At 45.4% G+C, this 26,266-nt stretch carries 24 protein-coding genes; 14 read left to right on the forward strand and 10 right to left on the reverse strand.

Annotation, left to right across the window (positions count from 1 at the left end; genetic code table 11):
• The first annotated feature begins 15 nt into the window (after nt 1-15).
• Together mazG and DXX93_RS03825 are read left to right on the forward strand one after the other, a co-directional pair.
• Entirely contained in the window at nt 16-834 is an 819-nt protein-coding gene (mazG, locus tag DXX93_RS03820) for a nucleoside triphosphate pyrophosphohydrolase (RefSeq protein ID WP_309545393.1), read from the forward strand.
• 52 nt (nt 835-886) lie between these two features.
• Complete coding sequence (locus DXX93_RS03825; RefSeq protein WP_116006895.1) at nt 887-1,270, forward strand: YbaN family protein; 384 nt, start codon at nt 887-889, stop codon at nt 1,268-1,270.
• Between the two features lie 170 nt (nt 1,271-1,440).
• Here DXX93_RS03825 and DXX93_RS03830 read toward each other — a convergent pair whose 3' ends face one another.
• Both DXX93_RS03830 and DXX93_RS03835 read right to left on the reverse strand, forming a co-directional pair.
• A complete protein-coding gene (locus DXX93_RS03830; RefSeq protein ID WP_116006896.1) occupies nt 1,441-3,030 on the reverse strand; it encodes a GGDEF domain-containing protein in 1,590 nt (529 codons plus the stop codon).
• Nucleotides 3,031-3,203: 173 nt separating this feature from the next.
• On the reverse strand, nt 3,204-3,791 hold the full coding sequence (locus tag DXX93_RS03835) for a DUF4202 domain-containing protein (RefSeq protein ID WP_116006897.1): 588 nt from the start codon (nt 3,789-3,791) through the stop codon (nt 3,204-3,206).
• Between the two features lie 207 nt (nt 3,792-3,998).
• Here DXX93_RS03835 and DXX93_RS03840 point away from each other — a divergent pair, with 207 nt between their 5' ends.
• Nucleotides 3,999-5,633 carry a CTP synthase gene (locus DXX93_RS03840; RefSeq protein ID WP_116006898.1) on the forward strand — a complete coding sequence of 545 codons (1,635 nt, stop codon included), beginning with the start codon at nt 3,999-4,001 and terminating at the stop codon, nt 5,631-5,633.
• A gap of 117 nt (nt 5,634-5,750) precedes the next feature.
• A complete protein-coding gene (gene eno, locus DXX93_RS03845) occupies nt 5,751-7,049 on the forward strand; it encodes a phosphopyruvate hydratase (RefSeq protein WP_116006899.1) in 1,299 nt (432 codons plus the stop codon).
• Between the two features lie 148 nt (nt 7,050-7,197).
• On the opposite strand, the gene DXX93_RS03850 is transcribed toward eno, so the two are convergent.
• Nucleotides 7,198-8,598 (reverse strand): transporter substrate-binding domain-containing diguanylate cyclase, encoded by a 1,401-nt coding sequence (locus DXX93_RS03850; RefSeq protein WP_116006900.1) that lies wholly within the window; start codon nt 8,596-8,598, stop codon nt 7,198-7,200.
• Between the two features lie 244 nt (nt 8,599-8,842).
• Between DXX93_RS03850 and DXX93_RS03855 the strand changes: the two genes are divergently transcribed.
• Nucleotides 8,843-10,024, forward strand: coding sequence for an IS4 family transposase (locus DXX93_RS03855; RefSeq protein WP_116006901.1), 1,182 nt, complete (start codon nt 8,843-8,845; stop codon nt 10,022-10,024).
• 330 nt (nt 10,025-10,354) lie between these two features.
• On the opposite strand, the gene DXX93_RS03860 is transcribed toward DXX93_RS03855, so the two are convergent.
• The 3 genes from DXX93_RS03860 to DXX93_RS03870 form a co-directional block, all read right to left on the reverse strand.
• Nucleotides 10,355-11,059 (reverse strand): DNA alkylation repair protein, encoded by a 705-nt coding sequence (locus DXX93_RS03860; RefSeq protein ID WP_116006902.1) that lies wholly within the window; start codon nt 11,057-11,059, stop codon nt 10,355-10,357.
• A 104-nt stretch (nt 11,060-11,163) separates the two neighbouring features.
• Nucleotides 11,164-11,589 (reverse strand): VOC family protein, encoded by a 426-nt coding sequence (locus DXX93_RS03865; protein WP_116006903.1) that lies wholly within the window; start codon nt 11,587-11,589, stop codon nt 11,164-11,166.
• 166 nt (nt 11,590-11,755) lie between these two features.
• Entirely contained in the window at nt 11,756-12,196 is a 441-nt protein-coding gene (locus tag DXX93_RS03870) for an SRPBCC family protein (protein WP_116006904.1), read from the reverse strand.
• Between the two features lie 387 nt (nt 12,197-12,583).
• On the opposite strand from DXX93_RS03870, the gene DXX93_RS03875 reads away from it, so the two are divergent.
• From DXX93_RS03875 to DXX93_RS03895, 5 genes are all read left to right on the forward strand, one after another.
• Nucleotides 12,584-13,486 (forward strand): MipA/OmpV family protein, encoded by a 903-nt coding sequence (locus DXX93_RS03875; protein WP_116006905.1) that lies wholly within the window; start codon nt 12,584-12,586, stop codon nt 13,484-13,486.
• The gene (locus DXX93_RS03880) at nt 13,474-14,025 is read left to right on the forward strand and encodes a DUF3019 domain-containing protein (protein ID WP_116006906.1); all 552 of its coding nucleotides are present in this window, start codon (nt 13,474-13,476) and stop codon (nt 14,023-14,025) included. The genes DXX93_RS03875 and DXX93_RS03880 overlap by 13 nt, the downstream gene beginning before the upstream one ends.
• 141 nt (nt 14,026-14,166) lie before the next feature.
• Nucleotides 14,167-14,895: an outer membrane beta-barrel protein gene (locus tag DXX93_RS03885; protein ID WP_116006907.1), complete on the forward strand. Its 729-nt coding sequence runs from the start codon at nt 14,167-14,169 to the stop codon at nt 14,893-14,895.
• A 117-nt stretch (nt 14,896-15,012) separates the two neighbouring features.
• Nucleotides 15,013-15,759 (forward strand): response regulator, encoded by a 747-nt coding sequence (locus tag DXX93_RS03890; RefSeq protein ID WP_116006908.1) that lies wholly within the window; start codon nt 15,013-15,015, stop codon nt 15,757-15,759.
• Nucleotides 15,760-15,821: 62 nt separating this feature from the next.
• A complete protein-coding gene (locus tag DXX93_RS03895; RefSeq protein WP_116006909.1) occupies nt 15,822-17,240 on the forward strand; it encodes an ATP-binding protein in 1,419 nt (472 codons plus the stop codon).
• 74 nt (nt 17,241-17,314) lie between these two features.
• On the opposite strand, the gene DXX93_RS03900 is transcribed toward DXX93_RS03895, so the two are convergent.
• Together DXX93_RS03900 and DXX93_RS03905 are read right to left on the reverse strand one after the other, a co-directional pair.
• Entirely contained in the window at nt 17,315-17,725 is a 411-nt protein-coding gene (locus DXX93_RS03900; RefSeq protein ID WP_116006910.1) for a VOC family protein, read from the reverse strand.
• 114 nt (nt 17,726-17,839) lie between these two features.
• Nucleotides 17,840-18,358, reverse strand: coding sequence for a GNAT family N-acetyltransferase (locus DXX93_RS03905; RefSeq protein ID WP_116006911.1), 519 nt, complete (start codon nt 18,356-18,358; stop codon nt 17,840-17,842).
• 230 nt (nt 18,359-18,588) lie between these two features.
• Between DXX93_RS03905 and DXX93_RS03910 the strand changes: the two genes are divergently transcribed.
• From DXX93_RS03910 to yghU, 4 genes are all read left to right on the forward strand, one after another.
• Entirely contained in the window at nt 18,589-20,964 is a 2,376-nt protein-coding gene (locus DXX93_RS03910; RefSeq protein WP_116006912.1) for a marine proteobacterial sortase target protein, read from the forward strand.
• Nucleotides 20,961-21,587 (forward strand): sortase domain-containing protein, encoded by a 627-nt coding sequence (locus DXX93_RS03915; RefSeq protein ID WP_116006913.1) that lies wholly within the window; start codon nt 20,961-20,963, stop codon nt 21,585-21,587. Before DXX93_RS03910 ends, DXX93_RS03915 begins: the two co-directional genes overlap by 4 nt.
• Nucleotides 21,588-21,799: 212 nt before the next feature.
• Nucleotides 21,800-23,119, forward strand: a complete 1,320-nt coding sequence (locus tag DXX93_RS03920) for a sensor domain-containing diguanylate cyclase (protein WP_181902133.1) — start codon at nt 21,800-21,802, stop codon at nt 23,117-23,119.
• Nucleotides 23,120-23,227: 108 nt separating this feature from the next.
• Complete coding sequence (yghU, locus tag DXX93_RS03925) at nt 23,228-24,112, forward strand: glutathione-dependent disulfide-bond oxidoreductase (protein ID WP_116006915.1); 885 nt, start codon at nt 23,228-23,230, stop codon at nt 24,110-24,112.
• Between the two features lie 171 nt (nt 24,113-24,283).
• Here the strand turns inward: yghU and msrA are convergent, their stop codons facing one another.
• Together msrA and DXX93_RS03935 are read right to left on the reverse strand one after the other, a co-directional pair.
• The gene (msrA, locus tag DXX93_RS03930) at nt 24,284-24,823 is read right to left on the reverse strand and encodes a peptide-methionine (S)-S-oxide reductase MsrA (protein ID WP_116006916.1); all 540 of its coding nucleotides are present in this window, start codon (nt 24,821-24,823) and stop codon (nt 24,284-24,286) included.
• A 111-nt stretch (nt 24,824-24,934) separates the two neighbouring features.
• Nucleotides 24,935-26,071, reverse strand: coding sequence for a DUF3083 family protein (locus tag DXX93_RS03935; RefSeq protein ID WP_116006917.1), 1,137 nt, complete (start codon nt 26,069-26,071; stop codon nt 24,935-24,937).
• Nucleotides 26,072-26,266 lie beyond the last annotated feature (195 nt).

Consider the following 26,266-nt stretch of genomic DNA (forward strand, 5'->3'; position numbering starts at 1 on the left):
GTAGGAAAGAGATTAATGATGAAAGATGCGCCAGCATCAATGGAGAAACTGCGCTGGATCATGGCGCAGCTTCGTGACCCAGAAACGGGCTGTCCGTGGGATATCAAGCAAGACTTTGCCTCTATCGTGCCACACACCATTGAAGAAGCCTATGAAGTGGCGGAAGCAATCAACCAGCAAGACTTTAGTGAACTAGAGAAAGAGCTTGGTGATTTACTGTTCCAAGTGGTGTTCTACAGCCAGCTTGGGCAAGAGCAACAGCGCTTTGATTTTGACTCGGTTGTCGCCGCGATTTGCGAGAAACTGATGCGTCGCCACCCTCATGTCTTTGGCGATAAGGCGTTGCACAGTGAGGCTGAGATTAAAGCGAATTGGGAGAACGAAAAAGCGAAAGAGCGTCAAGCAAAGTCATCGACTAGCCAGTTGAGTATACTTGCCGATATCCCACAAGCGCTGCCTGCTTTATCTCGTGCCAATAAGATACAAAAACGCTGCGCACACGTTGGTTTTGACTGGGACAATATTCACCAGTGTTTTGACAAGGTCGAAGAAGAAGTGGCTGAAGTAAAGGCAGAATTATCATCTAATTTAGATAATCATGAGCAACAAGCACGCCTTGGCGAAGAATTAGGTGATCTGTTATTTGCCGTCGTCAATGTATGCCGACACGCTAAGCAAGACCCTGAAGCTTTGCTTAGAGCAGCCAATGAAAAGTTTACCAAGCGTTTCAAGCATGTTGAACAGCAAGCGAGTGAATCCGGCAAGGCGATGACAGAGCATAGTCTTGATGCGCTCGAGCAGTTTTGGCAACAGGCGAAGGCGCTTGAAAAGTAACACGGCCAAAAGTACTTTTTCGTCAAATACCGCTATTGGAAAGGTTGAGTAGATGCACATAAGCCGGATTGCCTATACTGCGATAGGCTTGCTGTTTGTTGGCCTTGGCGTGCTAGGTGCGGCGTTACCTGTCTTACCGACAACCCCCTTTTTAATCGTCGCGGCTGGCTGTTTTGCCAAGTCTTCGCCGCGCTTGCACCAAATGTTACTGGCTAACCGAGTTTTCGGGCCGCTGATTCGCGACTGGCAAACTCATCGCAGTATTCCCAAACGGGGTAAGCGTATTGCTTTAGTGTCAATGGTACTTGCCTGTGCTTGGTCTTGCCACGTGCTGCAAAGTTACTTTTGGGGGGCATTAGTGATCGGCTTAATTGCTGGACCATTTATTTTTATTTGGCGTTTGCCAATTACCGAAAACCTCGATATTCACGATTAGCCGTTGAATTTATCTCAAGCGAGCTGTTACAAGACATTGTTACAAGATATAAAAAAACGAGCCTAGCGCTCGTTTTTTATTGGGTGTAGTTTATGCGCTAACGCTAAGTAGTGGCGACTGCACTTAAAGTACTGACGACGGTATCGAAAGCACGGCAGACTTGTCGCTTTTTAGGCGGTAGCCTGCGCGGGTTCAACTTTCACAAGCTTGTCGCCTTTGGCAACCACAATACAGTCACGGCCATTTTCTTTGGCTTGGTATAGTGCGCTATCGGCTAAATTGAAGACATCCGTACTATTGCTGAGCGCTGAGCTAAAGTTTGCAATGCCGAACGAACACGTCATTTTTAATGTCGTACTCTTTTTGCGCAACTCAAATTTCAAGCTGTTGACCACACCTTGAATTTTTTGCGCAATTTGCACCGCGCGATCAGCATCAGTCGCAGGCAATATAATCACAAACTCTTCACCACCGAAGCGGGCAACGTAGTCAGAATTACGAATGTGCTTTTTCAACGTTTGGCCTAAGCATTTCAATACTTGATCGCCAATGCTATGGCCATAAGTGTCGTTGATGCGCTTAAAGTTATCGACGTCGATCACCATTAGCGACAGCGGTTGCTTGGTTTTTTGCCAGTGCCTGCGCTCGTCATTAATGCGCAATACGTAGCCTTTGCGGTTTCCTATGGTGGTTAGCTCATCAATTAAGCTGGTTTCTTCGGCGACGTTGAGTTGCTTCTCTAACTTATCGACAAAATTTGAGGTGCTTTCAATTTTGTTGGTCAAATCTAGAATAGTGGCTTCGTTGGTGCGATGAATTTCTTTTTGTTCATCGGCATAACTATTCATTAGCTTGGCAATTAAACTGACACTGTGTTTAATGTGTTGTTGCATGCCCTCAAGGGAGTCAATTTTTTGGGCTTTTGCTTCCATGTTTTGCAATTCCAAGACCATCGACTTACTGACTTCGTCACAGTTGCCTTGCGTGGATTCAACTAACTTTTTAATCACACTCGTTTGGCTGATGGCAGTGACAAGATTCGCGTGAATGTCGTTGAGCATTTCTTCTGTTGCACAGCGTTCTTGTTGAATCAGTAAGGTGAGGTATGTGGTTGTGCGCTCGAGCAAGTTAATTGCCGTAAAGAAAGTGCCTTTACCTTCTTTCACGTTTAACGCTTCGTTTAAAATACCGCGAATAAAGTCGTCGTTAGGGTAGGTTTTACTGAGTTGTTTCGTCACTACCACCACGTCTTTGAGCAATCGCTTGCTGGCGAGGTGTACGTCAGCCGCCACAACGCCGGTTTCTTGAGTCACGACATCTTCTGCCTTCACGACAACATTTGACGATTCGCGCAGATTACTTAAATCAGCAGCGAAATAATCTAATGCATGACCCGCGCTAACCAGCAACGCATGTGGCGGTTGGCTGGCATTGAGTTCGCTAAGAATATCTTCTACTTTTTCCAGCTGATTAGAAGACAAGTTACGCGTGCCAGATTTTCTAATGGTAGATTTAAACTTAGCGACGTCTCTTTTTTGGTTTTGATAATCAACGTTATCAAAGTTCTTTTTCATCTTAGCGAACTGTTCAACCAACGCGGCAAAGGTAAAGGTTGCTTCGTTTGATTTCAGTGCTTCTTTGATATTGTTTACTTGCACGGCTAACGGACCGGAACTAGGAGCTATTTCGATAAAGTATTTAATCGCTCGCTTGAGTTCCGTGTTGGTGCGCTTGAGCGATTGTAAATCTGGACTACTCATGGCTTAAACGGTTATTTAATCCTAAAACAATGACTTCTTGTTGAGAACTTGGGGTTATTGGCGTAGCGATTGAAAAACATGCTAGTCGTTCCAACAATCGTTCAAAACAGTATGAATAACAAAATGATATCAAATGGCGCGAATGAACTCAGTAAAAAATCACCGAATTGCGGCTAAAGTTCAGCCAAGGCGTGTTTTACCAGTACCGCTAAGTGCTCTGGTAGCTCGGCTTTTAACGCGATCTGCTGCGCTGTTTCTGACATTTTTCGCCATGTTTTTTGCAAAATACTAATGATTTTTTCGTCACTGTGTTTTGCTGCAAAAGGCGCGAAATAATAGCTCAAAAAGACGAGACATGCGACATCTTCTAAAATTTGGCTTTCTGGGTTCGATTTGAGTTTTTCTTTGCGAATAATGCTAGCTGTGCGCTCGGCATCTGCTTGGTTATAACCATTGAGGCGCATTAACTCACTCGCTGTTTCGGCGTGCAGTTGACCAAGTGACTTACGCCATGTTAAATAGCCAGCTTTACCCTCAGGGTATTCACTGCGGGCAATCGCCCAACGTTTAACGTGCTGTGCTCGCACGGCAATTTGCAAATGCTCGCTGCTGTTAGGCCAAAAAGCGTGAAGGCACTGTGACATGCGCTGACCATAAACAAGCTCTTTGGGTTGCTCTTTGCCGTCGACATTTTCAACGTTAGGATCTTGTTGATTGATCGCGTCAATAGCGTCGATAACTTGCTCAAGTGTTGAACTCATGGTGATATTTCCTTCTCATTAGGCACCATCATACTGAGTTTTTAGGCATTGCCAACACCCGCTTGGAAATGAGTAATTTTATTGCCTGCTCGCTTGTCGTTGCTAGGGGCTTTGGGTATAATGCCGCCCCGTCTTGCTATACTTGAATCTTGCATCAAAGATCCGAGTTTGGCCAATTTCCAAACTTCCTTATTTTCTGGGTTAAACATGACTACAAGATATATTTTTGTAACGGGCGGTGTTGTGTCGTCGTTAGGTAAAGGAATTGCTGCAGCGTCTTTGGCTGCGATTCTGGAAGCGCGTGGTTTGAAGGTAACCATGTTGAAGCTTGACCCTTATATTAATGTTGACCCGGGAACGATGAGCCCAATTCAGCACGGTGAAGTATTCGTGACTGAAGATGGCGCCGAAACAGATTTAGATTTAGGTCACTACGAGCGTTTTATTCGCACCAAAATGACCAAGCGCAACAACTTTACGACGGGTCGAATTTACCAAGATATTTTAGCGCGCGAGCGCAAAGGTGAATTCCTTGGTGCCACCATTCAGGTTATTCCTCATATCACTAACGACATTAAACGCCGAGTGATTGAAGGGGCGGAAGGCTACGACGTCGCTATGGTTGAAATTGGCGGTACGGTGGGTGACATTGAGTCGCAACCTTTCCTTGAAGCGATTCGCCAGCTTGGCACTGAGCTTGGCCGTGAACGCGCGATGTTTATGCACTTAACTTTAGTGCCGTACTTAGCGGCTTCTGGTGAGATCAAAACTAAGCCAACGCAGCACTCGGTAAAAGAGCTACGTTCAATTGGTATTTTCCCTGATTTATTGGTTTGTCGTAGTGAAGACGTTATTCCTGCCAATGAGCGTGCCAAGATCGCGTTATTCTGTAATGTCGAAGAGCGTGCTGTTATCTCAATGCGTGATGTCGATAGCATCTACAAAATCCCTGCATTACTTAAATCGCAAGGTGCTGATGAGTTGGTTTGTCAGCGCTTTGGCTTAGATGTGCCGGAAGCGGATTTGTCTGAGTGGGAACAAGTGCTTTATCAAGAAGCAAACCCTGTTGCTGAACTGACGATTGGGATGGTGGGTAAGTACATTGAATTAGCTGATGCCTACAAGTCGGTAAACGAAGCGCTTAAACACGCGGGTTTGAAAAACCAAGTGAAAGTGAAAATCGAATACATTGACTCGCAAGACTTGGAAGTTAAGGGTACTGAGTTACTCGAGCACTTAGATGCGATTTTGGTACCGGGCGGCTTTGGTGAGCGCGGCGTTGAAGGTAAAATTCTTGCAGCACAATATGCACGTGAACACAAAGTACCTTACTTGGGTATTTGTTTAGGTATGCAAGTTGCCCTTATTGAGTTTGCCCGTAATGTTGCCGGTTTAGAAGGCGCCCATTCAACCGAATTCAATGCTGAAACGCCTCATCCTGTGGTTGGTTTGATCAGTGAATGGTTAGATGAAGACGGCCAAGTGGAAACGCGCAGCGAAGCGTCAGACTTAGGCGGTACCATGCGCTTGGGTTCACAACTGTGTCACTTAGTGAAAGGCACCAAGACCTGCGACGTATACGGTAGTGAAACCATTTATGAGAGACACCGCCACCGTTATGAGGTAAACAATAACTACCGCGAGCAATTAAGCGAAGCTGGCTTAGTGTTTTCGGGGCTATCGGCGGACAAGAAGTTGGTTGAGGTGATCGAAAACAAAGATCACCCATGGTTTATTGCGGGTCAGTTCCATCCGGAGTTTAATTCAACACCGCGCGATGGACACCCACTGTTTGAAGGTTTTATTGCGGCCGCATTTAACTTTCATAAGCAAGAAGCTTAATGTCTAAAAAAACCGTAGCCTAGCTACGGTTTTTTGTTTAAAACTTTTGCCAAAATATTATTTCAACAAACAATTATTAGCTAAAACAAGCTCGGATAGAGCTGTAGAGGAATAAAAATGTCAAACATTGCTAAAATCATCGCACGCGAGGTAATGGACTCTCGCGGTAACCCAACTGTTGAGGCCGACGTTTATCTAGAGTCTGGCGTTTGGGGACGCGCTTGTGCACCATCTGGCGCATCAACAGGCTCTCGTGAAGCACTTGAATTACGAGATGGTGATAAGTCACGTTACTTAGGTAAAGGTGTACTTAACGCTGTAGCAGCAGTGAATGACAAGATCGCCCCAGCATTGGTGGGTCAGTCGGCGCTAGAACAAGCGAAAGTGGACCAGATTATGATTGATTTGGACGGTACCGAAAACAAAGAAAACTTCGGCGCAAACGCTATTTTAGCGGTGTCGTTGGCGACGGCAAAAGCAGCCGCAATGGCAAAAGGTATGCAATTGTTTGAACACATTGCGGACTTAAACGGCACACCGGGTCAATACTCGTTACCACTACCGATGATGAACATCCTTAACGGTGGTGAGCACGCTGATAATAACGTGGATATTCAAGAGTTCATGATCCAGCCTGTCGGTGCAGCTAACTTCAAAGAAGCGTTGCGTATGGGCGCTGAAATATTCCACGCGTTGAAAAAAGTATTAGCTGCCAAAGGCATGAATACCGCCGTTGGTGATGAAGGTGGGTTTGCCCCTAACCTAGAGTCTAACGCTGATGCTTTAGCGGTAATTAAAGAAGCGACAGCGGCGGCGGGTTACGAATTAGGTAAAGACATCACCTTAGCGCTAGATTGTGCGGCTTCTGAGTTCTACAACAAAGACGAAGGCATTTACGACTTAACGGGCGAAGGTAAGCAATACACAGCCAACGAATTTTCTGACTTCTTAGCTGCCTTGTGTGCTGAGTACCCAATTGTTTCGATTGAAGATGGCTTAGATGAGTCTGATTGGGATGGCTTTAAATACCAAACAGATTTACTCGGTGATAAAGTGCAAATCGTTGGTGATGATTTATTCGTGACCAACACTAAGATTTTAGCGCGTGGTATTGAGCAAGGTATTGGTAACTCTATCTTGATCAAATTTAACCAAATCGGCTCGTTAACGGAAACTTTAGCGGCGATCAAAATGGCGAAAGACGCAGGCTTTACAGCCGTGATTTCACATCGCTCTGGTGAAACGGAAGATGCGACTATTGCAGACCTTGCAGTTGGTACTGCCGCAGGTCAAATTAAAACAGGTTCACTGTGTCGCTCAGACCGTGTTGCTAAGTACAACCAGTTACTTCGCATTGAAGAATTCTTAGGTGAAAAAGCAGTATTTAACGGTTTATCTGAAGTGAAAGGGCAATAATCAGCTCATCGTTGGATAACGCCCCGATAACCGCTGAATCATAAGTGGTTACTGAGTCGAAAAACGCTGCTTTGAAGTAGCGTTTTTTTTATGGTGAAGTGTACAGGTAAATTTAACTGAATTTACTTAAACGCTTTTATCTAAAGGTTTAATTTATCGCGACTTCGATTTTGTCTTTACCCGCTTCCTTGGCGAAATACAGTGCTCTATCGGCACTGCCAAACCAAGTTTCTTGGGTGTCTTTACTGCCAAGTTGCGCAATGCCGATACTGCATGTGATGGGGCTGGGCATTGAGCGGCTCTCTTTCGCTAACTGCTGGCGAATCCGATTCGCTAAACTTAGACCTTCGTTCAAATTAGTTTCAGGGCAAATAATCACAAACTCTTCCCCACCCCAGCGAGCGGTATAGTCGGTTTCTCGGGCGCAGCTGCGAATGGTATTGGCTAGCGTGACCAGTACTTCGTCACCTACTTGGTGGCCATAGGTATCGTTAAACACCTTAAAGTTGTCGACATTACATAATATCAAGCAACATTCAGACTGGTAGCGTTTTTTGCGATTAATACATTCGACCACTTTTTCCGTCAGATAACCGCGATTGTGTAGTTGGGTCAAGTGATCAGTTACCGCGAGCTGTTCTAACTGTTTATTTTTATTTTCTAAGACCGCATGTAAACACTCAAGCGCGGCGTTCTTATTCGCCAACGCCTGTTTTTGTTGCAGCGAATAATAGTACCTAAGCCCCATCATCATCGAGAGTAGGGCGCCAATGGCACCAATTTGCCAGGCTAAGGTGTAGTTAATTTGCGAAATCACTTTTACTGGCTCTAGCAGGCTAAACGCGTGGCGGTGATCTTCTTCACTGAGTTTTAATATGGCTTGATTGATACGCGGCATAATGTCGCGGTGTTCGTGCCTGACGCCGATGCGCAGTTGATCTTTGAGGTCAGCTAAACCAATGATACGAATATTGGCTAAGTTGTGCTGGTGAATCAGAAAGTTCGCGCCGTAATAGGAGCTGACAAATAAATCTATCTCTTTGTTGTTTACCTTTTTTAGACCTTCGAGTTCGCTGTTTACCGAAACTTGCGCCACGTTTGGATAAAATTTGTTAAGGTAGCTTTCCAATCGATAGCTTTTGACCACGCCAATTCGCTCATTGGTCACTTGTGCCAAGCCGCCAATAAGCTTTTGCTGGTAATGAGCAAAGATCACATTGGGTCCTTGAAAGTAGGGCACGGAGAAGGTTAAGTACTCAGCGCGACTATCTGAAAAATTAAGCAGCGGGGTAATATCACACTCGCCAGCGGCTAAGGCATCCATGGTCTCTTGCCAATTCACTGTGGGTTTTAGCGCTATTTGCAGCCCTGCTAGTTTTGCAATCTTTTCAAAATAAAATGCCGATATCCCCGCGTGTTGACCTTCCTCTAGGTACTCGTAAGGCGCCCAATTGGGGTCAACGCAGTAGTTTAGCGTTTTGGCGTGAGACACAGCTGAGCCAAGCAGTAGCAGGCAGCTAATGATCAGTTTGCGGATAAAATGTGGCAAGTGTGACGTCCTTAACTGTTGATAGTTAATACCAATTGAATTAATTAATTGATCAATTCAGAGCGCTGTCAGCGGTGGGAGAACAAGCCAAATTTTTGTTGATATAGTCGTTCTACATCCCATCAATTTGGCGAAGTTATCGCGACGCTGACACGCTCCCAAAGGGCTGAGGAATCCCCAAAAAGTGACAGGCATAACAATTTGTGATCTTATTGAATCGCCAAACACAATAAGGACAACTGTTATGCCTGTAAAATCACTATGCCACAACTACTTTAAAAATACGCTATCTTCCTTCAATCGCGCACGCATGAAAACCTTAATGCTCAGTGCCGATGCGTTAATTGACTCGAATCGGTTAACTCTCACTGATATAGGTCGACACCTCGAAGGAAAAGCGTTCAGTAAAAACAAAATTAAACGAATCGACAGATTTTTAAACAATGACCACTTACAACGAGAGCTTATTGACATTTACCGTGCGCTTGCCAAGCCCGTTATAAGCCAATTGCCATACCTAGTCATTGCTGTCGACTGGAGTGGGTGCTGTGGCTCAAATTATCATTTGTTACGCGCTAGTTTATTGGTCGATGGTCGCTCAATGACGCTCTACAACATGGTTGTTGAAGAAAAGGATAAGGAAACCCGTACCACTCATCAATTGTTTCTCTCACGATTAAGTCACATATTGGCGGGGCATGCGAAAGTGTATATCACATCTGACGGCGGCTTTTTAACACCTTGGTATGCCGAAGTACTTGCCCACGGATGGGATTTTATTGGTCGACTGCGAGGTACAATGAAGTGCCAATTGAAACAGCAGCCAACGCAATGGCAAACCTTAGCGCAGTTAAGAAAGGACGCCAGTTGTACACCTAAAAATTTAGGGAGCGCAAGGTTAACGCAACACAGCAAAACGGGGTGCCAAGCGAGCCTGCACCTTTATCAAGGTGAGCACAGAGGCCGACGCGGGAAAAGCCGCTTTACTAAGGATGATAAAATGTACCGCAACCTTGCTCATGAACCTTGGCTCATCGCGACATCTGATGCCGAGCTAACAAGTCGCGAAGTAATCAATTTGTACGCTAAACGTATGCAAATAGAGCAAAACTTTAGAGATGACAAAAGTGAGCAGTATGGTTTTTCTTGGCGGTTTAGTCGAACGATGGGCATTAAACGGATGAGCATACTGTGCCTTATCGCTTGTGTAGCAAGCTTGGTACTCTGGCTTATTGGCTTTGAAGCAGAAAGAAGAAAATGGCACTTTAGGTTCCAAGCAAATACCGTGAGAAAGCGGCGCGTGCTTTCATTTCTGTCACTCGCCAAAAATATTGTCAAACAATGCCCTCACCAGTTAACAAAGAGGTTTATCAAAAGGAGTTGGTTAAATTTCATTAACGACTACAACAAGATAATCATTGTATGATAAATGGGGATCCCTCAGCCCAAAGGGCGAGTTTAAAAGGCTCATATGCGGCGTTATTGATTTTGCTTTCCATGCAAAAAAGGGGAACGACCATGCTCTGCAATCAATGCTTTGCCTCTAAGCCTTTTAATTCTCGCTGAATGATTAAGTATTTATTTCAATTGGTATAATACCGCTACGCACACACTGTGTGCTTGTTACAGTCTGCTCACTTTCAAGCTTTCCATTACCGTCTTTATTTAAATTAATGTGAATAACACAACAATGCAAATTTGGTAATAACAACCCAGGTAACTCATCACATCGCTTCCTAGGTAGTGGCCTGGCAACTCACAATGTGCCTGCTAAAAACTGCGCTCTGGTTTCAGCAGGGAACTTTTCTATGGCATAACGCAACATAGTGCGAGGCATCGCTTTGTAATGTTGCTTTAAAAACTGATATTCAACATCGTGATCTTTTTTGCCGACTTCTCTTAGCATCCAACCTACCGCTTTGTGAATCAGATCATGGTGATCAGCCAGTAGCGTTTTACTGAGTGCTAGGGTATCAGTGAAGTCGCCGCATTTGATAAAGTAGTAAGTCGTGATGATGGCAATTCGGCGGTGCCATAAATTACGGGATTGCACTAAGTGATAAAGCAGCTGCCGGTCCTTATCAAATAAGTGACCACCAAGGATAGGGTGGGCTGAGCTATCCACCAGATCCCAGTTGTTTACTTGGTCCAAGTTTTCCATGTAGCAGTCGAAAATTGCTTGCTGCTCAGATGAGTGTTTGCGTTTAAATCGAGTGACCAGCATCAGCAAGGCACATAGCCGAACTTCGTGATACTCATTATGCAAAAGTGTGCTGATCTCAGGTAGTGGCAGTGACTTGTACTGTTTTACCACTGCTCTAACCTGCGGAACGCGAATGCCGAGGAACTTATCACCTTCGCCATATTGGCCTTTGCCCGTTTTAAAAAAGCGCGCAGAATGCTCAGCAATTGCTGGATTACTTAACTCTTGTAAACTGGCCAGTACTTGATCCGTCGTCATAGTTACTTGAATGATTAAGGTGAGTGGGAGTCACTGGCAAAATTAGTATCTTGCCTTGCCTTATCCTGTGCTCACGCGTTAAACGAATGCTAGTGTATAAAACATTAGCGCTGCGAGTTAGCAGCACTGGTTAGCTCTACTCGCCACGGTGGGTTTTTACGGTTATCACCAGCCCAATAGAGTTTAATTTTGTTGTCACTCGGGTCGTGCAGTATGGCTTCTCGCCACAAATAACGTTGATCTGTCGGTAATTGCTCAAACTCAAATCCTTGGGCGACTAAGGTAGTTACTTTGCTGTCTAGATCCGCGCATTCAAAGTAGATAACACTTGCGTTGCGGGGACTTTTTTCGCCTTTTTTGCGTTCTTCAATTTCTTCACTCAGTGACAGTGAGAAAGTGGCATCGCCCTCAGGGCATTCAAATCGAGCATAATGATCAGTATCGACAATTTGGGTAAAGCCCATCGCACGGTAAAATTCAGTAGAGGCCGGCATGTCGTAAGCGGGTATGGTGATTTGATTAAGATTCACAGTTGTTGTTGTCCCATTTGCTTTAGTTCATTTAGTTGCATGAGTTGCCGCAGCTAAATTCGTCACATCGTCTTTTCTTACTGTATGACTTCTCGTCGCGCTTTGACATAGCGCAATTGTAAATAAATTTTTTCTCTAGTGGGGCGATTATTATTGGGTTGATTGGCTAGTGGTATGGGTTACCTTGCCCAGACTCCAAGTAGGCTTGCAAACTGGCTAAATAGTGCTGCCAACCAGACTGGCAGACTTGGTAACAGTACAAAGATGGTACTAGACCATTGTGAGTCACAGTAACTTTGGTGGCGTTCTTTTGCTCTTCTAATTGCCAAATAATGTTAGTGCCTAACCATTCGTCTTTTTGCGCTAGGCTGGTAAGGTCATGAAAGGCCTCAGTAACATGCCAAACTAATGAATGGCATGGGGTGGCTTCGGCGACTGTCATCACCCAATGGGTATTATTTTCGAAATGTACACTGAGTAGATCGCCTATTTTACAAGCACAGGTGGCGTTTTCCGTCCACCATTTGCAGATATCTAAGGTTAATGCGCTGTATATGCTTGCAGGTTTCGCTGCGATACAAAAACTGGAGGTAAAGCTTTGCTCCATCGCCTTTTGCCCTGTGAGTTATTCAACTGTGTGCCCTAAAATTAAGTGTAATCAATTCTGCTTGTTCTGCCAGCCAATGAAAATATTAACAGGGTTGCCGGGTTTGAGAGGCGTACGGCTAGCTGACTCGTTAACTGCAATGTGAGCGCGGGGGTTTTACGTGGGCTATTGGTTTTGTGCGGGGTTAGATAGTAGTGGGGAAATAAATCACTAGCATGGTTATTGCTTGCATCGTACACTTGAGCCACAGGAAATAAAACAACAATTACAAGATATTAGCGTTGTCGGCACTTCTGAACATGAACTAGCTATTGCTACCTGTTGCTAATTTGGGCGGCTAGCTATTCGCATCGACTTGCCGAGCACAGGCTCAATACTTATAACATCATGATTAAACAACTTCTCCTTTTCGTTTGGCTATTACTGCTTGGTTGCCGTTATGCCGCTGCACAAAACCAAGTGGCTGAGGCGCAATCGGTTGATACAAGTATTGAGCTCCAGCAGAAAAGTAATGATCGCCAGCAGGAAGATAGTAAGCAACTAAGTGCTGCCACTGAGGAGTCAAAAGCATACTGGGAGCTAGACCTTGGTTTGGTCGCTACCTATCGCAATACCTTAATTGATAGCATTGATGAATTTGACGGCACCGTAGAGCTTGATGCTGTCATTTCTGGCGGTTTTTACGTTAACAACTTTTTCGCAGAAGTCGCGCCTTTGTCTGGGCGGCCATTTACCTTAGGTCATATTCTTCACAAAAGCGAAACGCGCCAATTGAGCCTCATTGCTGAATCTCTGTTTTTTGAATTATCAGAAGACGATCAAGAACGAGGTAATTTGCTCGATGGCATCGAGAAGCGTGAAATATCAACAGAAATTGGATTCGAATACTTTGGCATCTTTCGCAAATTTGATGTGCGCTTGGCGGTAGTGCACGATGCACTCTCAAGGCATCACGGCACAGTGGCCAGTTTAGATGTATCGCGTCCGTATTTTACCCGCCATTTAATGTTCTTACCGGGGATTAGCGTGTCGGTATACGACGACAACGCGACCGATTATTACTATGGTGTCAGTGCTGAGGAGGTAACTGATTTTCGGCCATTATACCGCCCCGGTGCATCCTGGGTTGGTCGAGCGCGTTTATATGTCGAAAGACCAATGACAGATGATTGGTCAATTATCGCCGCAGCCAGTGTTTCCTTATTCAGCGACAATATTCGTAATAGCCCGCTAGTCAGTGGTCGAGATGCCGTTTACAGCTTGAGTATTGGCGCATTATGGACTTTTTAAACGTCATGCCGAGCAAGCGACTTTTAACACTGGCCGGTGGCGGTCTATTGATGGCGGCTAGTGTGATGGTGTCTCGCCCAGCGCTTTCGCAAACTGTTGCGAGTCAAGCTGCTCACCAAGAGAGCAGTGAATTGAGCAGCACTGGTCAGGTCGGTCAACTGCTTGAACCGGAGCAGCAAAGCCAGCCTGACGCGGGGAAATCACCGATGCTTATCGCTAGCCCAAATATTTGCGAGCTGTCAGAAGGTACTTACCTCTGTGAAATGAAAGCCGCGCTTATTTGGGAAATGCCACAAACGGGGCATTATTGTTTGTACGAGCAAGATGAGTTGCAACCACTAAAATGTTGGCCAAGTCACTGGTCCGGTAGCCATGTAATGACGTTTCAATCGGACAAGCCCGTGACTTATGTATTAAGGGCTTACCAATCGGCCAACTTACTTGGCGATGTTATCGTACAAGCTAATATCAATGTCATCGGTACGTTAGAGCAGCGCATTCGCGCTAAGCGCCGTCGCCGCTTTTTACGTATTTTCTAGCATCTGCTGTAATACAGTTTTTGACAATTCGCACGCCTTTTTACAAGTGTGCGACACTTCTCGACATCTCCATTAAAGAAACATACAGGCCTCGCTTTTATTATTTCTCGCAGTTAGTCATCAACACAACTAAGGGAACTAATGATGAAAAAATTAACCGCAACTCATTTACTATTACCAAGTCTTTTATTGGCAATCTGCACTGGGGCAGCAAGTGCTCAAGCACTTAGCCCAAGTAATTTAGTCGAGCGGCCGCTCGTGCTAAAAGATGGCGAAGTGGCAATCGGTGGTGCTGCGTTTTACGGCGAACAAACCGATGGTGATGATAAGTGGCGTTTGTTACCTGTTTTGGGATACGGCTTGACTGATACTGTCACCATTGGCTTTGGTGGCGTTCGTTATCAGTTTATGGAGCGCCAGCAAGATAAAACCGGATTGGAAATGACCCTAGGTTTGGGCTTATCGGATGTCAGAGAAGTGGCACAAGCAGACGACTCTTACGGCGTCGGTTTAGATCTTAGCGGTAAATACGTGTTATCAACAGATACGGCGTTAACCTTTGGCGCCGCGTATATTCACTGGCAAGAAGACGAACGTGATAACCGCGCTGAAGTCGCTTTATCGCTTGGCTTTGAGCAGCGTGTTTACGGGCAGCTGAGTATGTTTGGACAATACACTTACAGCGATCTGCACGACTTCGTTGAAGATAACAGCCACGCTGGTACGCTTGGATTAAATTACACCCTGTCAAAGCAGTCGGACATTGGCGTATTTGCGACATACTCAGATTTTGATGCTCAAGCAAATGGTTATCAAGCAAAGGATGTTTTTGAAAAAGCCGCTGGTGTGTATTATACCTACCGCTTTTAGTTATATGATAAGCAAGTAAAAGCAGCTAAATTGATTAGCTGCTTGGTCAATGGATTTTCCGAAAGCGCGATGAAGTAGACCTAGCCCTAGCTAAAAAGAAGGAGTGAGGTAATCCCAATGGACATAAATCAAGGACATGTTTTTTTAGTCGAGGATGATGCCAGCTTGGCTGAGCTAGTTAAAGACTATTTCCAACGCCAAGGCTTTACCGTCTCAGTTGAAGGGCAAGGTGACAAAGCCATAGCGCGAATTCTTGCTGCTAAGCCTGATTTAATCATTCTCGATATTATGCTGCCGGGTAAAAACGGTTTAGACATTTGCCGAGAGCTTAGGCCACAGCTCGATACGCCCATCTTAATGCTGACCGCGCGTACTGATGATATTGACCAAATCGTTGGCCTAGAAGTCGGTGCAGATGATTACTTGTGTAAACCCGTAAAACCTCGATTACTGTTGGCAAAGGTTAATGCAACGCTGCGCCGCGAAGCCAAAATTGCTAGCCAAACATCGGCAGAGGAAGCTGTGCCCGCGCCATCACAAGTGACTGCGCCAGGGGTTATCAAGTGCGGCGCACTAACCGTTAACAAAAACAAGCAAGAAGTGTTTTTGGCCGATCAAGCCATCGAGTTAACCACCAATGAGCTCGAACTGTTGTATCAATTTGCGGCCCATGCCGATCAAATTCTTTCCCGTGATGACTTACTCAATACCCTGCGGGGCTTTGGTTACGATGGGTTAGATCGCACGGTCGATATGTTGGTTTCTCGCTTGCGTAAAAAGCTTGGTGATAATTCGACTAAGCCAACCAAGATTAAAACGGTCTGGAAAAAGGGTTATCTGTTTGTCGCAGACGCTTGGCAGTAGTTATTTAGTAGTCATGTCTACTGGTCATGGTCGTGGAATGCTAGTGGAGTATTAGGGCACTAATGAAAAACCTGTTTATTCGGCTATACCTATTTCTGATACTCACGCTTGTCGGGCTGGGGTGGAGCATTGATATACTCTACAACGCTACCTTGAATAAAGCTGTGGTCGCAGAGCGGCAGCTAACTTCCGATATTGAACTGCACAAAGGCACATTTTTTCTGCTCGATACCGAGCTTAAACGCCAACCTGAGCCAATGCGCCAACAACACTTAACTGCGATTACCACATCGTTCGGCTACCCAGCTTCATTGGTTGATAGTGACCAACTGCGCCAATATTTTAACGATGCGCAAACCGATTTGAGCCAAGCGCAATTAGCCTACCTCAGTGCGGGTGGCATTCTGACCTTATATGACGACATTGAAGGTGAAAGCTGGTTTTTTAAAGCGTTAACGCCAGCGCCGATAACGGTATCGGAAACGCGTGATAACCTTGTCAACAGCGCAGCGCAAATTATCGCCCTAGGCCCTATTTTGACTGAAAATGCAGCGCAGAGCGACGCCGCTTATACCTTAATATTCTTTATTGGCTTAGCACTCGTGGTATTTGTTTGGGTGTGGCCACTTTCACGCGGCCTGATGTCGTTAACGAAAGCAGCGACTGTCTTTGGTCGTGGTGATTTTAGCGTGCGGGCAAACGCTAATGTCGCCAAGCCGCTAAAACTTTTAGTACTGCGGTTTAATGCCATGGCCGAGCGAATTCAGCGCTTGATCAAATCACATCAAGAGCTTTCTCATGCCGTGTCACATGAGCTGCGTACGCCGATAGCACGCATTCGTTTTGCCATGGAGATTATCCGTGACGAAGAAGACAAGGCGCTTGTCAATCAATACATAGATACCATGGATGAAAGCATTGAAGAACTAGATGGCCTAGTGGACGAGCTATTGGTTTACGCGCGTTTTGATCGCGAAGAGCCAACACTCGCGCTGAGTTCAACCGATCTCAACACGCTTGCCTATGATATTTGTCATCGCTTTGCATTGACTGAGCCAAACATCAACTTTCTATTAAATGGGAAGTCTTACCAAACTGGGGGGCCACACGAGGCGATGGTTTGCTTCGTTGATAAAGAAGCGATGATTCGGGTGATAGACAATTTGGTGCGCAATGCTGTGCGCTACGCGAGATCAACTATTAATATTGCTGTTTCACGCGATCAGCAACACTTGAGATTAGCGGTACAAGATGATGGCCCGGGTGTTCCCGAAGCTGATAGAGCGTCGCTGTTTGAACCTTTTGTCAGGTTAGATCAGCACAAGGATCATAAATCAGGTGGTATTGGTTTAGGCTTAGCTATTGTCAAACGCTATATTGAGCTACATCAAGGCAGCGTGAGTATCGTCGAGGCACCGCTTGGCGGTGCCAGCTTTGTGTTACAGCTCCCATTAACAAGGCCTAAGTACTCAAAAGAGTAGTCACATTAAAGTAGTGACATTAATAAGCCTAAAACAATTACCCCAAAAAATGAGCAAGAACTAAAAAATTCGCTCTAAAAACGTTCAAGTAAATCCCATTTGTTGCCGTACAGATCTTCAAATACGGCGACATTGCCATAGCTTTCCTCACGCGGCTGCTCAAGAAATTTCACACCATTGGCACACATGTAGTCGTAGTCTCGCCAAAAATCATTGGTATTGAGAAATAACATTACGCGGCCACCAGCTTGGTTACCAACCGCTGAAAGCTGCTGGTCGCCAGTGGCTTTGGCGAGTAGTAAACTGGTGCCTTGCGCGTTTTGTGGCTTAACCACGACCCAGCGTTTACTGTCGCTGAGGTGAGTGTCTTCAACGAGTGTAAAATTGAGTTTCTGAGTATAGAATTCGATGGCCTCGTCGTAGTCATTCACGACAAGGGCAATGGTGGCGATTTCTTGGTGGATTGGTTTGGTGTTTAGTGACATTGTGATTTAAGAGGGTGATCGCTAAAGTGCGTGATTATAGCGAATTCGTGTCTTTCTCTCTAATCAATAGTCTCTAGTAGATAGCGTCGTGTCTAATCAGCAGTTCAATTGGTATTACTCCGATTGAGTGTCGGCTTGCTGCAAGTCGATTTGCCAGTAACCCACATCTAACCATTGGCCAAATTTAAGGCCGACCTTGTCAAAATGGGCGACTTTTTTCATCCCTAACTTTTCGTGTAGCCCGATACTCGCAGGATTTGGTAGGGTAATTCCACCAATGGCTTGATGAATGCCTAACGCCCGCAGTTGTTCAAACAAGGCTTCATAGAGCTGTTGACCATAGCCATGACCCAAATATTGAGGCGAGATATAAACCGAAACCTCACTTGAAAAGCGATAAGCACTGCGCCCTCGCCATTTACTTGCGTAGGCATAACCCATTAGCTGTTGTTGATCATTTTCGATAATTAGCCAAGGCAATTTTACGTGTAGTACTTTTGCTATTCGCTGGCCTAGCTGAGCAGTACTAATTGACGTTTCTTCAAATGTCGCTGTAGAGTTTGCAATATAGTGATTATAAATTTTGGCAATTGCCGCACTGTCGGTTTGTACTACTGTCCTGATACTTGCCATTTACTGTCCTTTTATTTTTCTTTTTTGCCTTTGTGTTTTGTCTGTAATTTACGTTAAGTAATTGATTTGGAAAGCGCAAGCTTGGGTTTTATCTATTTCCCATTTTTGCCTTGAGCCAGTTTGCCATTTTATTGCCATAGTTGATCGCAACATTGCCAGAATTTGGCAACTCGCTCCCCAGATTACTGTGTTGAACTGAGGGGATAACGTTCAACGTGGAGTGAAAGCCTGTGTTTACTGGTAAATCAAGAGATTACATACAACCCAATGCCTCTTTTTTTTATGCGAATGCGCGGCGACAGCGCAGAAAAAAACGCTTAAAGCAGCTGTTTATAGCGACGGTAATCGCTGTTGTTACTTTCTTGGCTATCCTCTATGCCCGTCAGTCGATGGCCGCTGAGTCAAGTTTAAGCTCGAATATAGGATCGAAGACAAGATCGACAGTAAATCCGTACTTGTTGAGCCCGACTTTGGTTTTCAATCATCCAGATCCTCAGTTGCGTTTTGCAACGCCCGTCGATACGAGTATCAAAGTCAAAGTGCAAGGGCTTATTGCCTATGCAGAGTATCGTCAGTTATTTATTAACCCTCACAGTGTTACCTTGGATGGCCAATATCAGTTTCCATTGCCAGAAGAGGGGGCTATTCACTACTTGCATATGCAGGTTGGCGCGCGAGAAATTGAGGGCAAAATTATGGCCAAGCCGCAAGCGCGTAAATTGTTTAATCAAGCAAAGGCTTCGGGAAAAAAGGTGAGCTTGGTCAATCAAAAGCGCCCGAATTTATTTACTAACGAGTTGGCAAATGTGCCTGCGGGCGCAGCGGTGGTTATTACCGTGCGGTTAATGATGCCGGTAACGGTTCACAATCAGCGCTACAGCTTACGGCTACCGAGTGCGATGACAAAGCGATACCAACCGCTAGCAGTTTTGTGCAATGGTGAGCCTGCATGTTCAGCATCATCATCAGCAAATGAAAAGGCACATCAGTTAACGCAGCCCACACAGGAGGCGAGTGGGCAAATTGACAGTAAATTAACTATCGACGTCTTGTTAGATGCTGGGGTAACGCTTAGCCATGTTACCAGTGAAAGTCACCAAATTTCGACCCGGCAATTCGCGCATGGGCAATATCAAGTGAAATTAACCGACGGTAATGTCCCCGCCGATCGCAGTTTTCAGTTGCAGTGGCAAATTGCCAATGCGAGCACACCGCAATTGGCGAGCTATCATGAACAACTCGGGGAGGACTATTACACCTTACTCACGCTGTACCCGCCCAATGCTGAACGAAATGCTCAAGAGCATATTCATGCCGAAAACAGCAAACCGATTCAGCAGCTTGCTCGCGATATGATTTTTATCATTGACACTTCCGGCTCAATGCAAGGGCCTTCCATGGCTCAAGCCAAGAAAAGCTTGGCGCATGCATTACTTGAGCTTAATGCTGACGATAGCTTCAATGTGCTGGCCTTCGACAGCAACGTCAGCCGTTTGTTTAGCCAAACAGAGATGGCCAGTGCAAGTAATATAGCGAAAGCGCAACACTTTGTGCGTCAACTGAGTGCCGATGGCGGAACTGAAATGTATCAGCCGCTAAGTCAAGCATTGGTGATGCGCCGCAGTAGCGCCCAGCAGGTTGATGCGATTAGGCAGATTGTGTTTATCACCGATGGCGCGGTCACTAATGAGTTGCAGTTAATGCAGCTCTTGGCGCAAAGTCAGCAAAATTATCGCTTGTACACGGTGGGTATTGGCGCCGCTCCCAATGGTTATTTTATGAAAAAGGCGGCGCAGTTTGGGCGAGGCCATTATATCTTTATACAACGACAGCAAGATGTGCTAACAAAAATGACGGCGCTATTGGATAGCATCAGTAAACCTCAGTTAACGAATTTGCGCTTGTCCTTTGATAACGCTGTCCAATCTGATATTGAGATGTACCCCAAACGTTTACCAGACCTTCATGCTGAGCAGCCGCTGCAAGTGGCGATCAAGTCTTCATTGCCAATTAACAGTTTTGAAATCAGCGGTAAAATGGCCACGACAAACTGGTATCGCTCTGTGGTTGTTGATCACGATGTACAATCAAATACTGACAACACCTATGGCGCAGCCAAGCTTTGGGCGCGCAGAAAAATAGCGGACTTACTTGACGGCCTGGCTACCGGCGAGTCCCAAGCAAGTGTTAAACAAGCGGTGACAAGCACCTCACTCGCGCATCAGATTTTATCTCCTTATACCAGTTTGATCGCTGTCGAAAAATCACCGCCCGAGCCGCTTTCAACGCCTGAACTCGCTGGTAAAGATGGTCTGATAGACAGACTGGCAAAAAGCAATACGATGGCACAAGAAAGCCTACAACTCATGTTGCCGCAAACATCACTGGGCTGGGCTCAGCAACTCTGGTTGGCAGCAGCGCTTGCCGCAATAGGTGTTGTGTTAACTTATCTATCGTCCGGCGCTGTGATATTAAAGCGCATTGCCGTTGGTCGTCAGCGAGTTAGCCATATTGATAGTGACAGCCAGCTGGCAATTGATGAGCGACTCTCAGACAAGCCGAACATGGGTAAGTCGAGCACAGACAAGCCGAGCACAGATAAGTGAAAAAATATCATTTATCTGTTCAGCAATTGCTCAAGGGCTTGAGCATGAGTGCACTGATTGCTAGCGTCGTGATGGCAATGTGCGCACTTTGGCTGCCTGTGAAAGCTTGGCTAGCACACGAACTAATTACTTATAGCTGGCAACATTACCGGGCGACGGGGCAAGCTTTAAAGCCATGGCCTTGGGCTGATACCTCGGCAGTTGCGCAATTACATTTTACGCGTTTAGAGCAAAAAGTAACGGTACTAAGCCATGCCGACAATACTGCACTGGCATTTTCCGCTGCCGCTGTCGCCCCTTTTAATCGGCTCGAAAGCACATCACTTATCGCCATCGCGGGTCATCAAGACAGCCACTTTGCTTTACTTGCCGATGTCCAGTTGGGGGATGAAATATTGCTGAGCACAGCAAATGGTAATGAACTTAGGTATCGCGTGAGTGCACATGACATTGTGCCGCAGCACAGTGTCTTGAACATTCGGCCAGATCAACTTGGGTTGGTGTTGATTACCTGCTACCCCTTTACTTACGCCGGTAATGGGACGCAATGGCAAGACACTCGTGAAGTATTCGGCCAAGCGCAGAAACGATTGTTGCTTTATGCAAGTTTACTTGAACACTAAAAATTGAGCACTAAATGACTCTAATTGAAAGCTAAACAGCTAAAGTGTAAAACAGTATCGGCCGACAATCGCTTAATTGTAGCAATCGTTAGATCTCGCCTATAGTTAATATTGTGCTAATGAAGCGCGGTTATTGTACAGCCGCTAGCCACCACCTGATTTGATAATAATAAAGCGACGCAATGTTGCGACAATTAAAGGTATTGGTCTTTATGGATAGCAAAGTAGACTCCAGCGCACAGCATCCGCTTGTGCAGCTCGATGTAATGAAATTGGTGCTCGACAATATCGGCGCCTATGTCTTTATTAAAGACATTAACGGTTGCTACACCTATGTTAATCAATTGGTTTGTGACATGTTTCAGCGGCCTGTTGATGAAATTGTTGGCTACGATGACCATCACCTTTTTTCGCTTGAGCAGTCAGACGATATTAGGAAAAACGATGAACAAGTGCTCGAGCACGGAAAAACGATTGCAGCTGAAGAGCGAAACGTTATCGCTGATACGGGTGATGTGCGCTTTTATCTTTCGGTTAAAAAGCCGTTAAAAGATGCCTCGGGAAACATCATTGGTATGTACGGTGTTGCAACGGATATCACTGAGCGCAAGCTCATGGAGTTGGAAGTGCAGCAAAACAACAAGTTGCTTGACAGTATATTGTCTAATATCGATGCATTCGTTTATATGAAAGACACTGACTATCGCTTTCTCTATGCCAACGCAAAGACACTCGAACTCTTCAGCAAAAGCATGGGCGAGCTTATTGGTTGTCGTGTCGAAGATCTATTGCCTGCAGATCAAGCATCAAACTTTAATCACATGGACGCCCAATTGTTTGCTACTGGTGAAAAGCAAGTGGGTGAAGAGCACATTGTCGATGACCAAGGTGATGATAGGTATTACTGGTCAACTAAAATTCCACTTTTTGACGATAACCAAGAGGTGAATCGTTACATCGGCTTTTCTACTGATGTGACAGAGTTGTCGAAATTGCGATACCAGTTAGAGCAACAAGTACAAGAAGAAACGGCTAAACGATTGCAACAAGAGCGCAGGGCAATAACCGATCCATTAACGGGGTTGTATAATCGCTTTAAGCTAAATGAAGCGATAGACAGCGAACTAACCCGTGTTCGCCGATATCAAAAATGTAGCAGTATTATCATGATTGACGTAGATCACTTTAAAGAAATCAACGATGAACTCGGTCATCAAGCGGGCGATAAGGTTTTACAAGCTCTGGCTGAACTTATTGCCACTCATATTCGCGAAGTGGATATCGCTGGGCGTTGGGGCGGGGAAGAATTCTTAGTTATTTGTCCGGAAACAGATATGACGGGAGCAATACAAGTGGCGGAAAAAATCAGAAAAGCAATCGCGTTGGCCCCCATTGCCTGTATTAAAAACCGCACTGTCAGTGCAGGCGTTGCGCAAGCTCGCGGTCACGAGCAGGTCTCGCAGTTTATTGACCGTGCCGATGTGTGCTTATATCAGGCCAAACGCACAGGTCGCAATCGGGTTTGTTTTTAGCTTAATCGGAGCAACGTCATTTAACATTGCCACTTGGCTAGCAACTTATGGTTAAATAGGGTTTAAACCATACCAATCAGTAAAAAATACAAATTCAGGAGTTAGACAATGTCAGATAAACCTTATGAACCCCCTAAGGTTTGGACTTGGGATAGCGAAAGCGGTGGTAAATTTGCCAATATCAACCGTCCTATTTCTGGTGCGACACATGAACAAGCACTGCCTGTTGGCCAGCATCCTCTGCAACTACATTCACTAGCGACACCAAATGGCGTAAAAGTGACGATTATGCTGGAGGAGCTATTGGCTGCAGGTATTACTGGTGCTGAATACGATGCTTACATGATTAACATTATGGAAGGTGAGCAATTTAGCTCTGGTTTTGTCGATATTAACCCAAATTCAAAAATTCCGGCGCTTTACGATAACTCTGGCGATACGCCAGTACCAGTATTTGAGTCGGGTGCTATTTTAGTCTACCTCGCTGAAAAATTTGGTGCATTTATTCCCACTGAGCCGTCAGTTCGTGCCGAGTGTTTTTCTTGGCTAATGTGGCAAATGGGCAGCGCACCGTATTTAGGTGGCGGCTTTGGTCATTTCTATGCGTATGCCCCTGAGAAGTTTGAGTACCCGATCAACCGCTTTACCATGGAAGTGAAACGCCAGCTTGACGTGTTAGATAAGCGCTTGGCTGACAACACCTATATTTGCGGTGAGCAATACACGATTGCAGATATGGCAATTTGGCCTTGGTATGGTGTATTGGTGCAAGGTGGCCTCTATGAAGCTGCTGAGTTTTTAGATGTGAATGCCTACCGCCATGTGGTGCGCTGGGCAAACCAAGTTGCTGAGCGACCAGCAGTGCAGCGTGGCCGAATGGTTAACCGCGCTTGGGGGGAGCCTAACGAGCAGCTTCACGAGCGCCACGATGCCAGTGATTTTGAATTGCGTACGCAAGATATTATTGGTGAGCCAGAGCAAGATAACAGCTAACTTAAAAAATTAGCAGCTAAATCCTAAAAAGCCCCAGTGTCTATAACGCACTGGGGCTTTTGTTTTCCTGACTTGTCACACTAAGTAAGCACTTTAAATAAGCGCTGTGCTTTGCCATGTTGACTCATTACATTAATAAGCCAATGCTGTGGCTACTCGCAATAACGGGCGTTACTTTAATTTACTGGCAAATGTCTTTTTAAACTTAGCCAGCTTAGGCGAGACAACCGCTTGGCAGTATTGATTTTCAGGGTTGGCATTAAAGTAGCCCTGATGATATGCCTCACCGCTGTAAAACGGCATTTGTGCGTTGACTTCTGTGACCACAGGATCAGGCCAAATCGCATCTTCATTAATTTCGTCAATAATCGCCTGCGCCGCTTGTTGCTGCTCATCGTTGTGATAAAAAATGGCTGATCGGTATTGGCGACCGATATCGTTTCCTTGACGATTCAATTGCGTTGGATCGTGCAGCGCAAAGAAAATTTCTAAAATTTCACGATAGCTAATTAACTCAGGGTCAAAGGTGAGTTGTACAACTTCTGCATGATCGGTATGACCTTCACAGACAGTTTTGTAATCGGCTGTTGCTTCCGTGCCGCCCATGTAGCCAGATACTGCTTGCTCAATACCTACTAGTTGATTGAAAGCTGCTTCAATACACCAAAAGCAACCACCGGCTAATGTGGTTTGTTGAAAGTTTGTCGTCACGATTAACGTCCTAAACACCTAAAGATATCGCTAAGATACACTACAGATGTTTAGACGTCTAGATGTTTTTTTGCTTGTGCTGACTGCCTGCGCGATTTATAACAACTCAATTCAACTTAGCTCAGCCGTTAGGTTGTAGGCAATGTGCTGATGGAAGCGCACGATCACCTCGTCTTGCTCAGGAGTTAGCGACAGCTCTTGTGCCATTTGCTTAATGGCTTGCTCAATCTGGTTGAGAAATTTTGCGTGTGCTGAATCGGTTTGGTTGTCTTTAGTGGCGACCAACACCAATTGAATATTGTCGACAAGGTGGCGGGCATCCCATTTACTGATCAAGCCGCAAGGTGATTGCTCAGGGTTGTAACCGAGCATTTGCAGCTCTCCAATACGAGAAACGGTTTCGTGTTCATTGTGTCTCACTATTGGGATCAGGCCGTTGGCGATTAGCGCACCGTTGTTCAGATTAAAGCGTTTGGCTGCTCTTGAGAAAGCATCGGTGACTAACGTATAAAGTGGGTTGTACGGATCGTCAGAACTGTGGTCAATCTCCGCTAAGCTGACCAAGTCAGGCTTGACGGGGATATTAATCGTTGCGTAGGTCATTTGTCGCTGTGACGATGGCAATTCAACATTCTGGCTGGCATAGCGCACTTTGATCGTCCGCAATTTATGAGCCTTAGAGTCGTTGCCCGTTTTTTGTCGCGCAAATAAATCGTAGGTCAAATGCTGATGATCGCGCAGTCGAAAATTGAATGTTCCTATATCCAAGCCTTGACCTAAACTTCGTTTAAATTCTTGCAGTAACTGGCTGACCTTAGCGTGAAAGCTGGCGGCGTTAACGCGCAGCTCAGTGCCTGTCGCTAAAAACAATAAGGTTATTTTTTCCGCGCGGTAGTTGGCATCAAAAAATGATTTCTGTAATTGATGATAACTGGGATTGTAATAAAACAAGATTTGTTGGTTGGTTTGCCATTGATGCATTTCTTGTGAGTAGCGCACGCGTGCTAATTTGTCGTTGGCAATCAACAAGCAGTTATTGATCTCGAATGACTGGCTTAGCTCAAAGAGTTTATTACTCAGTGATTGATACAAAGTCTCGTAAGGGCTGTCTGATTGACTTGGCTGACTGCAAAATGCGTTGACAATGCGGTCAGTCAGGGGAAATTCTGCAAGCAAGTAATGATTGTTTCTAGCATTTGTCGGGATATAGGCTTTGTGCGCTGCACTCCGCTTGCGAATAATTGACATATAAATTCCTTGAACATGTAAATACTGAAGTCGAGGCGAGTATAGAAAGCGCAGATGACACTTTTATTGCATGGTTAACCAGTTGAAAGTGGTCTGATAGGTACTTACTGGCGTCAATACAAGTAGTTGCGTAACTTCGTGAATTTTTTGTGACACGCCAAATGCAAACTAGAATGCTAGCATCCAAGAATGGGA

The organism is Thalassotalea euphylliae (assembly GCF_003390335.1).
GTDB classification, from domain to species: Bacteria; Pseudomonadota; Gammaproteobacteria; order Enterobacterales; family Alteromonadaceae; genus Thalassotalea_F; species Thalassotalea_F euphylliae_B.